General features: G+C 58.4%; 11 protein-coding genes. 5 read left to right on the top strand and 6 right to left on the bottom strand.

Annotated features, from left to right (window positions below):
- The first annotated feature begins 10 nt into the window (after window positions 1–10).
- The 3 genes from AC2D8P_RS07975 (at window position 11) to AC2D8P_RS07985 (ending at window position 2,954) form a co-directional block, all read left to right on the top strand.
- Window positions 11–745 carry a competence/damage-inducible protein A gene (locus AC2D8P_RS07975; RefSeq protein ID WP_484701772.1) on the top strand — a complete coding sequence of 245 codons (735 nt, stop codon included), beginning with the start codon at window positions 11–13 and terminating at the stop codon, window positions 743–745.
- Window positions 738–1,481: a GNAT family N-acetyltransferase gene (locus AC2D8P_RS07980; RefSeq protein WP_484701773.1), complete on the top strand. Its 744-nt coding sequence runs from the start codon at window positions 738–740 to the stop codon at window positions 1,479–1,481. Before AC2D8P_RS07975 ends, AC2D8P_RS07980 begins: the two co-directional genes overlap by 8 nt.
- Before the next feature lie 498 nt (window positions 1,482–1,979).
- Window positions 1,980–2,954, top strand: a complete 975-nt coding sequence (locus tag AC2D8P_RS07985; RefSeq protein ID WP_484701774.1) for an OmpA family protein — start codon at window positions 1,980–1,982, stop codon at window positions 2,952–2,954.
- 29 nt (window positions 2,955–2,983) lie between these two features.
- Here AC2D8P_RS07985 and AC2D8P_RS07990 read toward each other — a convergent pair whose 3' ends face one another.
- From AC2D8P_RS07990 to ilvD, 6 genes are all read right to left on the bottom strand, one after another.
- Complete coding sequence (locus AC2D8P_RS07990; protein WP_484701775.1) at window positions 2,984–3,889, bottom strand: LysR family transcriptional regulator; 906 nt, start codon at window positions 3,887–3,889, stop codon at window positions 2,984–2,986.
- A gap of 186 nt (window positions 3,890–4,075) precedes the next feature.
- Window positions 4,076–6,106: an FAD-dependent oxidoreductase gene (locus AC2D8P_RS07995; protein WP_484701777.1), complete on the bottom strand. Its 2,031-nt coding sequence runs from the start codon at window positions 6,104–6,106 to the stop codon at window positions 4,076–4,078.
- A 91-nt stretch (window positions 6,107–6,197) separates the two neighbouring features.
- Window positions 6,198–6,572 (bottom strand): hypothetical protein, encoded by a 375-nt coding sequence (locus AC2D8P_RS08000; protein WP_484701778.1) that lies wholly within the window; start codon window positions 6,570–6,572, stop codon window positions 6,198–6,200.
- Between the two features lie 8 nt (window positions 6,573–6,580).
- On the bottom strand, window positions 6,581–7,354 hold the full coding sequence (locus AC2D8P_RS08005; protein WP_484701779.1) for a DUF6478 family protein: 774 nt from the start codon (window positions 7,352–7,354) through the stop codon (window positions 6,581–6,583).
- Between the two features lie 94 nt (window positions 7,355–7,448).
- On the bottom strand, window positions 7,449–7,988 hold the full coding sequence (locus AC2D8P_RS08010; RefSeq protein WP_484701780.1) for a hypothetical protein: 540 nt from the start codon (window positions 7,986–7,988) through the stop codon (window positions 7,449–7,451).
- A 50-nt stretch (window positions 7,989–8,038) separates the two neighbouring features.
- Complete coding sequence (gene ilvD, locus AC2D8P_RS08015; protein ID WP_484701781.1) at window positions 8,039–9,772, bottom strand: dihydroxy-acid dehydratase; 1,734 nt, start codon at window positions 9,770–9,772, stop codon at window positions 8,039–8,041.
- A 192-nt stretch (window positions 9,773–9,964) separates the two neighbouring features.
- On the opposite strand from ilvD, the gene accD reads away from it, so the two are divergent.
- Together accD and AC2D8P_RS08025 are read left to right on the top strand one after the other, a co-directional pair.
- Complete coding sequence (accD, locus tag AC2D8P_RS08020) at window positions 9,965–10,885, top strand: acetyl-CoA carboxylase, carboxyltransferase subunit beta (protein ID WP_484701782.1); 921 nt, start codon at window positions 9,965–9,967, stop codon at window positions 10,883–10,885.
- A complete protein-coding gene (locus tag AC2D8P_RS08025) occupies window positions 10,886–12,160 on the top strand; it encodes a bifunctional folylpolyglutamate synthase/dihydrofolate synthase (protein WP_484701783.1) in 1,275 nt (424 codons plus the stop codon). It abuts the gene before it with no gap.
- The last annotated feature ends 3 nt before the right edge of the window (window positions 12,161–12,163 follow it).

Here is a 12,163-nt window from a genome sequence, read left to right on the forward strand (position 1 = left end):
AGGAGCAGCCATGCCCAACCCAACCGCCGCCATGCTTGTGATCGGGGATGAAATTCTGTCGGGCCGGACGCGCGATGCGAATATGCACCATCTGGCCGGGCGGTTGACTGAACATGGCATTGATCTGAAAGAGGTGCGCGTCGTGTCGGATGACCGAGCGGCGATCATTGCGGCGGTGCGTGATCTGTCGGGGCGGTTTGATCATGTCTTTACTTCGGGCGGAATTGGGCCGACCCACGATGATATCACCGCTGACTGCATCGCTGCCGCCTTTGAGACATCGATTGATATTCGCGATGATGCGCGGGCGATCCTGCAGGCCCATTATGACGCGTCGGAGTTGGAGCTGAACGCGGCGCGGTTGCGCATGGCGCGGGTGCCAGAGGGCGCGAGGCTGATTGAAAACCCGATCTCTGCCGCGCCGGGGTTTATCCTTGGCAATGTGCATGTGATGGCCGGGGTGCCGACAATATTCGAGGCGATGGTTGCCGGGGTTTTGCCCACGCTGACAGGCGGCGCGCCGGTCCTGTCGCAAACATTGCGCGTCTTGATTGGCGAGGGCACGATTGCCACGCCGCTGGGGCTATTGGCGCAGGAATATCCCGATCTGTCTTTTGGGTCGTATCCGTTTCAGGCGGATGGAATTTATGGCACGCATATTGTTGTGCGCGGGGCGGATGCCGCGCGGCTGGACCAGGCGATGCAAGCCCTAGGCCAAATTGTGGAGGCTGTCGAACATGGTTGAAACGACCGCACAGCAGTTGATGGAAGCGATGGAAATGACCTGGCCAGCGGCGGCCACATATGTTCGGTCTGGATGGGTGATCCGACAGGGAAACGGCGGAGGTAAGCGGGTTTCCGCCGGTACGACAGAACGCCCCGGAACGGTACCCGATATCGATCTGGCAGAGGCGGAAATGACCCGTCTGGGCCAGCCACATCTGTTCATGGTTCGAGAGGGCGAAGAAGCGTTGGATCAGGCGCTGGAGGCACGCAGATATGGGGTGATCGACCCGGTCGAGATATTGACCAGCCCAATCCGTGTTCTGACCGAAACACCTGCCCCGCGGCTGTCTGGTTTCGCGGTTTTCCCGCCGCTGGCTGTGATGAAAGAGATCTGGGAGGCGGGCGGAATAGGCCCGGCGCGATTGGATGTGATGAGCCGTGCAGCGCTTGAGAAGACCACCATTTTGGGCCGGAAGGGGGATCATGTGGTGGCGGCAGCCTATATTGGATTGCATGAAAACATCGCGATGGTCCACGCTTTGGAAGTGGCACAGAGACATCGCCGTCAGGGCATTGGCCACAATATCATGAAGTTTGCCGCAAGCTGGGCACAAGATAGGGGTGCCACGCAACTGTCAGTCGCGGTAACGGAAGAAAACCATGCGGCGCGGGGGTTGTATGCTGAAATCGGCATGACCGTGGCGGCGCGTTATCATTACCGGATTGGACCGTCTGAAAACCTCAACCGCGACTGAAGTGTTGCTTGAAAACCGCGCGACAGCGGGCCACAGGATATTGGTTTAGTCAGTTGTTTGAAATGGCGCGGTGACACTGACCTGTTTCGTCTGTCTGATTGTTTTAGATGAATGCTTAGGTTCGGTTGGTGTCGCTGCCCTCGGGTGTTCAGCACGCCCTGACGGCATCGGATGAAAGATCGATTGTGCGATTGGGGGGTGATAGCTGATATGCGCGCTGGGGCTATCGCAGCAAAGGATCAGCATCTTTGGCGTTGTTATCCAAAGCGGATTTTGGCTGGTGCTCTGTCCGTCGTTGCAAATGGTCTTGGTTAACCTGCGAATTTGCCTTAAAATCCTTGATTGCCGCTCTGCAGTTGGCCGCACGTATTTCAAGTGCACAGAACCACACGCACCGGCACGAGGTTGAGGAAGGTTTCGGAGCCCGCATTTGCGGAATTTTCCGAACGATTGATTGCAAGTGACGGTGGCCGATGGGCCCCTCATGAGAAAGGTGTGATGACGGGACGCGCGCTATATATGCGAAACAGCACGATGATCGGTTTGGCCGGATCGGTGCTGGTGTCCTCTGCCCTGAGCGCACTTGCTACACCGCTGTCGATGCCGACCCTGGCACAGTCCGGGTTTGAGCAGGTCGAAGAATTGGGCAGCTATGATGTACCGACCGGCCCCTGGTCTGATGGTGTCGTTGAAACTGTCACAGCAGAAGGCCGGGTCACACAAACCGTTTGGAAGCTTCCGGCTGACGGGCTGACGACATTGCAAATCCTGATGCCACTGCGCGAACAGTTGGCAGAACAAGGCTATCAGATTAATTTTGAGTGCGAGGATACGGCTTGCGGCGGATTTGATTTCCGCTTTGCAACCACGGTTGCCCCCGAGCCGGACATGCATGTGGATCTGGGTGATTACCGGTTCTTGTCAGCTGCGCGAGACAATGATGGCGAGAGCGAGGCGGTCAGCCTGCTGGTCAGCCGGTCTGTGTCCAACGGATTTGTTCAGGTCATGCATGTCGAACCGGTAAGCATCGAAAATGTTGAACTGACAGTCTCCAGCAATTCCCCCGATCCTGACATTCTGCCATTTGCGGCGGAGTCGGGTCTGAGCCTTGCATTGGAAGATAGCGGTTTTGTGGTTCTGGAAGATGTCAGCTTTGATACTGGGTCGGCGGTATTGCAGGACCAATCGGTACAAACCCTGACTGATCTAGCCGATTATCTGAACGCTTACCCGGAACACAAAGTGGCGCTGGTTGGCCATACCGATGCCGAAGGATCGTTGAACGGAAACATCAACCTGTCAAAGCTGCGGGCCGAATCCGTGATGGAGGCGCTGGTGGCCGATCATGGGGTCGCGGTTGCGCAGTTGTCGGCCGAGGGGATGGGGTATTTGTCGCCACGTGCGAGCAATCTGACCGATGAGGGCCGGGCCCTGAATCGCAGGGTCGAAGTCATTCTGACCTCGACCAACTGAGTTTTTATCAAATTTGGATGCTGTGGGCCTTACCAGGCCTCTGACCCTTTGTCCGCGAACTGGTGAACCAGAAAATCGATAAAGGCGCGGACTTTGGGCTGGGTGAAGCGGCCCGGGGGATAGACCGCATATATGCCCAGATTTTCTTTGGGCAGATCGGGCATCGCCTCTTCGACCTGACCGCTGCGCAGGGCATCGGCACAGAGGAAGCTGGGCAGATAAGCAATGCCAAGGCCAGACACAGCGGCGTTCAGCAGGGATTGGCCGTCATTGACGCTAAGCCAACCGGCGGTGCGGACCTGGCGTTTTTCACCGGAGGGCGCGGTCAGTTTCCACACGGCGCCATTGGCCTGGCTGGAATAATGTAGAAGCTTGTGTTCATTCAGATCGTCGATCTTGGCCGGGCGGCCAAATTCGTCGAAGTAACCGGGGGCCGCGATCATCAGTTTAGTGGTGTCGGTCAGTTTGCGGGCCCGCAGCGTGCTATCTTCCAACTCGCCAATCCGGATGGCCAGATCAAACCCTTCGGAGATCAGTTCGACATAGCGGTTGTTCAGCACCATATTGACGGTGATGTCGGGGAATTCCTGTAAAAACTCACCCAGAACCGGGGACAGATGATTGACGCCGAAATCAGTCGCCACAGAGATACGCAGCAGGCCCGATGGTGCAGATTGCATCGAGGTGACAAGCGCATCGGCTTCGCCTGCGTCATTCAGGACACGGCGGGCGCGATCATAATAGGCCAGACCGATCTCTGTCGGGCTGACGCGGCGGGTGGTCCTGTTCAGAAGGCGCGCGCCGAGGCGGGCTTCCAAAGAGGATACGTGTTTCGAGACGGCTGACTTTGAGATTCCCATCTTTTTGGCAGCGTCGGTGAAGCCGCCTTGGTCTACGACCGTAGCAAAGGCTTCCATTTCCGTCAGTCGATCCATGTCTTATTCCAATTCTACGCACCCCAGGGGTTTTGTATCGCAACGAATTCGGGCGAAATTGGGTCAGAGGCCGGACATTAAGACGGAATTAGGGGGGATCGTTGATGGCATGGAAACACTGGTGCCGCCATGATTTTTTGGCCATTAACCCTGTATTTCAACAAAAATCACCAATCGGGAGCGGGGCTAAATTGTGGCAGAAAGCCTGAATCCTTGGTCGATTGCGCGTTTCGCGTCCAGTTCTGCAGCACGATCAGCGCCACCGATCACATGCACACGAATACCCTGTGTGGTCAGCTGATCGGCCAGATTGCGCTGTGAAACCTGCCCGGAACACAGGACGATTGTTTCGACGGCGATGCATTGGGGGTTTTCGCGGTTCTTGCCATAGGAAATGTGCAATCCGTCACTGTCAATTCGGTCATAATTCACGCCGCTGACCATGCGGACACCTTTGTGGCGCAGGGTGGTTCGATGAATCCAGCCGGTGGTTTTGCCCAATCGTTTCCCGGGCTTTTCGGCCTTGCGTTGCAAGAGCGTTACCTGCCGGGTTGGCGCCTCGGGTTGGGGCCCCGCGAGGGACAGGCCACCGACATTCAGGGCCGGATCGCTGATGCCCCATTCGGCCAGCCAGCGGTGCAGATCTTCGGTCGGGCCGGGGCCCCGGGGGTGCACCAGATATTCAGCCACGTCAAATCCGATACCACCTGCACCAATGATGGCGACGGTTGATCCGGCGGTGACCTGCCCGGACAGAATATCGGCATATGTGACAACGTTTGGCAGGTCATGGCCCGGGATTTGCGGGTCGCGCGGGGCGACGCCGGTGGCAATGATGACCTCTTCAAAACTTGCGCAGGTTTCGGGCGTGACACAGGTGTTGAGCTGTAGAGTGATGCCCAACCGGTCAATTTCGGATTTGAACCAGGTGAGGAGGCCGCGAAACTCTTCCTTGCCCGGAATTTGCGCGGCAAGGTTCAGCTGCCCGCCGATCCGATCGGACTGATCAAACAATGTGACATGGTGGCCGCGCCCTGCCGCTGTCAGGGCTGCCGACAGGCCTGCAGCGCCCGCTCCGATCACGGCAATGGATTTCGGGGAAGAGGTTGGGGTCAGCCGAAGCTCTGTCTCATGACAGGCGCGGGGGTTGACGAGGCAGGATGCGGTTTTGCCGTTGAACGTGTGATCCAGGCAGGCCTGATTGCAGGCAATGCAGGGGGTGATTTCGGCGGCCCTGCCGGTGGCGGCTTTGCGCACAAAATCAGGATCGGCCAGAAAGGGCCGCGCCATCGATACCATATCAGCGCAGCCTTCGGCCAAAACCGCCTCTGCGACCTCGGGCAGATTGATCCGGTTCGAGGTGACAACAGGGATCGATACCTCACCCATCAGTTTTTTCGCGACCCAGCTAAAGGCGCGGCGGGGGACGGATGTGGCGATGGTGGGAATGCGGGCCTCATGCCAGCCGATCCCGGTGTTCAGGATGCTGACCCCGGCCTGTTCCATGGCCTTGGCCAGTTGGATCACTTCGCCCCAGGTCGATCCATTGGGCACGAGATCCATGATCGACAGGCGGTAGATGAGGATGAAATCGTCGCCTACAGCGGCGCGCACCCGTCGCACCGTTTCCAGCGGAAACCGCATGCGGTATTCATAGCTGCCGCCCCATTCATCATCGCGCTTGTTGGTGTGGGTGACCAGAAACTGGTTCAGCAAATACCCCTCGGACCCCATAATTTCGACCCCGTCATAGCCGGCCTCTTGGGAGCGCTGGGCAGACGTGACGAAATCATTGATCTGTTTTTCGATGCCCGCGGCATCCAGTTCGACCGGCGTTCTGGAATTGATTGGCGCGCGGATTGCGGAGGGGGCAACGGGATTGTCGGTATAGGCATAGCGCCCGGCATGCAGGATCTGCATCGCAATGCGGCCGCCATTATTGTGGACCCGGCCTGTCACCAGTTGGTGATTGGCGATGTCTTCTGGTGAAAACAGACCAGCGGCGCCCTTGAAAACGGCGCCCTCAGGGTTGGGGGCCATGCCGCCCGTAACCATCAGGCCAACGCCACCGCGGGCGCGTTCGGCGTAATATTCGGCGACCCGGTCCCAGTTGCCGGTTTCTTCCAGCCCTGTATGCATCGATCCCATCAGCACCCGGTTGGGCAATGTCACATGCCCAAGGCTTAATGGAGCCAGCAGATTCGGGAACTGTGTCATGTCGGATGCAATATTCATGGCAAGACAATGCGGCCTATGCTTGGGCGTGTCACCCACGACGCCGCGTAAAGGTATCAAACTTTATACAGAATCAAGACATGGTTTCGCGGCAATGGCGCCGAAAGGCGCGTTTGAGCATATCAAGTTCGGCCCGGAGCAGATCCAGCTCGGCCCGCGCATCAACCTGGGTGTCGCTTCCGGTCATCACGGTGTAGGAGCCCAGAACCTCCCCCGTTGACACATCCGAGATCAGAAGCGTTTCGATCGTATCGGACAGGCAGGATGCGGGGATCGGAAAGCTGAGTTGCCAATTTCCGGGCTGATCCTGCACCGCCTGGACCGACACGTCCGGGATTGGCGTTTCCCGGTGCGTGACCTGAAGGTAGGGGGCGGAGCTGTCACGTTCTACAGACATCACCCCTTCCCAGATGCCGTTTATTGTCCGTGTATGTGAAAGTTTGGACATGGTCGTTCCTAGAGGTCTGCACGCGGGCGACGGTTGAAGGTGACATCGCGCAAGGTGATCTGATTTAGGGTGGGTTCCTCGAATATGATGTCCACCCACAGGTGGTTGACCGGCGTGTTGTTGAAAAACGAATTGGCCAGATCAAATTCGGTGACCTGTTCAAGTTCATAAAGGGGCAGTTCCCGGACATGCTGATCGACATTGGGGCCATGCCGCACGTTCAGGCGGGTGAATATTTCCAACGGCTTTTCCGTCTCGATCACCGCGTTCATTTGCAGGATGTGGCGTTTGCCAAGATCTGCGACCATCTCAGCCGGCATCGCGATTGAAAGCGATAGAAAGCTGCCGCGAAATTGAAACACATCCAGGCGCAATCCAAACGGCGCCAGATCAAATTCCGACATGTTGCGGGTTTGGCGATAGGTGACCTCTGACAGCGGGCAGTCGTGAAACACTGTCAGTTGATCGCCGAGCCGGGTTTTTGAGGGCAGGCTGGCCTGGCCGCGCGGCTGAACCGGGCCGCGCCACATGTCCGGTCGCCAGCTCCAATCCGTGCCGATGGGGGTTTCGATGGCGTTTGATCCAACGATGGGCTGGGCTAGGCGGTGGTCTGCTTCGTGCAGAAACCGGTTTAAGGGCTGGGTCAGCCCGCGGGCCAGTTGCCGATAGCGTTTCAGATCGGGCAGCGTCAAATCCCCGGCAGTATCGGCCAACGCATGCCAGTCCCGCCGGGATCGGCGCTGAATCAGCCTGTCGATAAGTGCCTCCAGCCGTTTTGCCATGTCATCCTTACAGATTGCCTGTGACCGGTTTGCCCGGATGGGATGACTATAAAGTTTAATTGTGTGGCAGAGAAGAAAAACCCGGTCTTTGCGATCAGGAATTTGCGTCCCTGATCTGCCCAACAAAGTTCAACAGCAGGCTTTTTCCGACCTTAGCCGGGATCGGTGTGTTTCTGGTCGAATAAACCGTGGCTGAAATTGTGCGACCATCCAGATCAAATAGCGCGCGCCAGTATTCGTCTTGCAGGCTGTCGGCAAGTTCCGGGCTGCGGTCGCGGGCATGCAGGATCAGCACATCCTGATAGCTGCCAACATGCAAGACGCGCACGGTTTCAGGGCGATTGCTTTTGCTGAGCGAAGCGCGACCAAGATCAGAAGTAAAGAACCGTTGTAGAGCCGTTAGAGACTCAGTCACGGGAACGGAATGTTCGGGGGAAGACACCGATGCCACCAAGACGGCAGGGGCCGATGGCAATCTGGCCGAGCTGGAGTGGTTGAGCGCGGCGCAGCTGGCCATCATCACCACATTATCACCGGCCCGGCCCTGATCCGACTGGCTGTCCACACAGTACCCGGTGGGTCCGACGATGGTGACATGGCCGTTTGCGACGCGTGTTACGGGCGGGTTGCTCATGCAGCCCGCCAGAAGGATCAAAGATAATACAACTGCCCCCAGACGCATTATCAGATATCCGCGTAGACGTGGCGTTCCATCTTGCCGCCCGGATGGGTGACAGCGCCCTTGTTGGTGGCGCCGACTTGCTGGGCGTATTTCCACAGCGCGCCAGAGGCGTAGAATGTTTCGCGCGGACCAGCCCAGTTTTCTTTGCGTGCGGCCAAATCTTCATCGGTCAGATCGACCGAAATTTCACCGGTCAGCGCATTGATGGTGATGATATCGCCGTTTGCGACCAAAGCGATCGGGCCGCAATGGGCGGCTTCGGGGCCGACATGGCCCACACAGAAACCACGGGTTGCACCAGAGAAGCGACCATCGGTGATCAGGGCGACTTTTTTGCCCATGCCTTGGCCCGACAAGGCGGCGGTGGTGGCCAGCATTTCGCGCATGCCGGGGCCACCTGCGGGGCCTTCGTTGCGGATGACGATGACTTCGCCCTCCTCATAGGCGCGTTCCTGCACGGCGGCAAAGGCGTCCTCTTCGCATTCGAAGACACGCGCCGGACCAGTGAAGACCTGCTGTTCTTCGCTCATGCCGGCGACTTTCACAATCGCGCCTTCGGGGGCGAGGTTGCCCTTGAGGCCCACAACGCCACCAGTTTTGGAAATCGGGTTGGAGGCGGGATAAATGACTTTGCCATCGGCTTCGCGTGTGACCATGTCAATCTCTTCGCCGATGGACCGGCCAGTGGCGGTCATGCAGTCACGGTAAATCAGGCCTGCCTTGTCCAGTTCTTTCAAGACCACCGGAACGCCGCCTACCTCGTAAAGATCCTTGGCGACATAGGCACCGCCGGGTTTCAGATCGACGAAATAGGGGGTGTCACGGAAGATGTCGCACACATCATCAAGGTCAAAGTCGATGCCAGCCTCATGCGCAATCGCGGGCAGGTGCAGACCAGCATTGGTCGACCCGCCGGTACAAGCCACAACGCGCGCTGCGTTGATCAGGCTTTCGCGGGTGACAACGTCGCGGGCGCGGATGCGTTTTTCAAGCAGGTTCATGGCGGCGCGGCCCGAGGCCTCTCCATACTGATCGCGGCTCTCATAGGGTGCCGGGGCACCAGAGGAATTGGGCAGGGCCAGACCGATCGCCTCTGACACACAGGCCATGGTGTTGGCGGTGAACTGACCGCCGCAGGCACCGGCAGAGGGACAAGCCACTGCTTCCAGTTTTTCCAGCTCGCAGGTCGACAGGTTGCCAGCCTGATGTTGGCCCACAGCCTCGAACACGTCTTGCACTGTGACGTCTTTTCCGTTGTAGCGACCCGGCAGGATCGACCCGCCATAGATAAAGACGGACGGCACGTTCAGGCGCACCATCGCCATCATCATGCCCGGCAGGGATTTATCACAGCCAGCCAGACCGACAATCGCGTCATAGCAATGGCCGCGCATGGTCAGTTCGACTGTGTCAGCGATAGCTTCACGAGAGGCCAGCGATGACCGCATGCCTTCGTGCCCCATGGCGATGCCGTCGGTGACGGTGATGGTGGTAAATTCGCGCGGCGTGCCCATGGCCTGTTTGACGCCCATCTTGACCGATTGCGCCTGACGGTTCAGCGCGATGTTGCACGGCGCTGCCTCGTTCCAGCAGGTCGCGACGCCAATTAGCGGCTGATGAATCTCTTCCTCGCTCAGCCCCATGGCGTACATATAGGACCGGTGCGGCGCGCGCGCGGGGCCTTCGGTCACATGGCGGCTGGGCAGACGGGATTTGTCGAATTTCGCTGTGGACATGGCTGGACCTCTTATCGTCGGATCGCAAACCGAATAAACGGGTGATGCGCGCTCTACAAGTGTGATTGCGACGTGAATTGGCCCGCATGCAAGGAAATGCCGGGTTTCAGAGTGAATACATGTCGGAACGGCAATTGCATTTACCGGTCAGCCCGATTATTTCAGATCAGATACAGCAAAGGGTCCGTATCAATGAACTGGATTTCCAACTACGTCCGTCCCCGGATAAACTCGCTCTTTTCCCGGCGCGAGGTGCCCGACAATTTGTGGACCAAATGCTCTGAATGCGGAACCATGCTGTTTCACCGGGAATTGGCCGATGCGATGAATGTCTGCAACAGTTGCGATCATCACATGGCGTTTCGTCCGCGCGATAGATTTGCTGCATTGTTCGATGGCGGGATCTTTACCGAAGTTGCGGTGCCAGAGGTCAAGGCCGATCCGTTGCAGTTCCGCGATCAGAAGAAATACCCCGATCGCATGAAAGATGCGCGTAAGAAAACCGGCGAACGCGATGCGATGCTGGTGGTTGAGGGCGAGATCGGGCGCACGCCGATCGTGGCCGCAGCGCAGGATTTCAGTTTCATGGGTGGATCCATGGGCATGTATGTGGGCAATGCGATCATCGCGGGCGCAGAACGTGCCGTGCAGATGAACCGGCCCTTTGTTCTGTTTTCCGCCGCCGGGGGTGCCCGGATGCAAGAAGGCATCCTGTCCCTGATGCAAATGCCGCGCACCACGGTTGCCGTGGAAATGCTGCGCGATGCGGGTCTGCCCTATATCGTCGTTCTGACCCATCCCACCACCGGTGGGGTCACAGCCTCTTATGCGATGTTGGGCGACGTGCAGATTGCCGAACCCAACGCGCTGATTGGTTTTGCCGGAACCCGGGTGATCGAACAAACGATCCGCGAAAAGCTGCCCGAGGGGTTCCAGCGGTCTGAATATCTGCTGGATCACGGAATGCTGGATCGGGTGACCCATCGCAAGGATATGCGCGATGAGCTGGTCACCATCATCCGCATGCTGACGGGCCTGCCGCCAGAGGTGAAGGGGGATTTGCCGCCGCCTGAAAAAGCGGGCGAGGCCAATGCCAAAGAAGGCGCCAAATAAGTGACATCCGCGACATCTGACATCATCCTGGACCGGATGATGGCGCTGCATCCGAAAATCATCGACCTGACATTGGATCGTGTCTGGCGGCTATTGACATCGCTGGACCACCCGGAACGCAAGCTGCCCCCGGTGATCCATATCGCGGGAACCAATGGTAAGGGATCGACGCAAGCCATGATCCGCGCCGGGCTGGAAGGTGCAGGACAGGCGGTGCATGCCTATACTTCGCCACATCTGGCACGGTTTCACGAAAGGATCCGTCTGGCGGGTGAGCTGATTTCCGAACCTTATCTGACCGAGGTTCTGGATGAATGCTACACCGCCAATAATGGCGAAAACATCACCTATTTCGAGATTACCACCGTTGCCGGTCTGTTGGCGTTTTCCCGCGCACCTGCCGATTACACCTTGCTGGAGGTTGGTCTGGGCGGACGATTGGACGCAACCAATGTGGTGGATCAGCCGCGTCTGTGCGTGATCACCCCCATCTCTATCGATCATGAGCAGTTTCTGGGCGATACGCTGGCCAAGATCGCGGGCGAAAAGGCCGGGATCATCAAGCGCGGTGTTCCCTGCGTTGTTGGCCCACAGCCCGACGAGGCGCTGGAGGTGATTGAGGCCACGGCGGCGCGTCTGGGCGCACCCCTGATGGTGCATGGTCAGCACTGGCATGTCTGGCAGGAACGTGGGCGGCTGATTTATCAAGATGAGAGCGGGCTGCTGGATTTGCCCTTGCCCGTGCTATTGGGTGCGCATCAGGTGCAAAATGCAGGCATGACCATTGCCGCCCTGCGTGCGCTGGGATTTGACGAGGCCGCTTGTGAGGCCGCGATGGTCAACGCCCAATGGCCCGCCCGGATGCAGCACCTGAAAACCGGGCCACTGGTTGAGGCTGCAGGTGATGCAGAGCTATGGCTGGATGGCGGGCACAACCCGGCAGCGGGGGAGGCGTTGGCCGAGTTGCTGAAATCCTTGCCGGAACGCCCGACGCACCTGATCTGCGGGATGCTGAACACCAAGGATATCGGCGGCTATCTGCGCCCGCTGGCGCAAGTGGCGGATAGCCTGACCGCGGTGTCCATCCCTGGGGAGGCGAATACCTTGCCCGCCGAGGTGACGGCAGAGGCGGCGGCTAAGGCTGGGTTCAAAGCTCACACGGCTGACGATGTTTTGTCTGCGGTGCAGTCCCTGACGGCTGTTGATCCGGGCGCCCGCATTCTGATTTGTGGATCGCTGTATCTGGCGGGGAATATTCTGCGCGAGAACGGCTGAAAA

This window comes from Roseovarius sp. YIN77, from assembly GCF_057219155.1.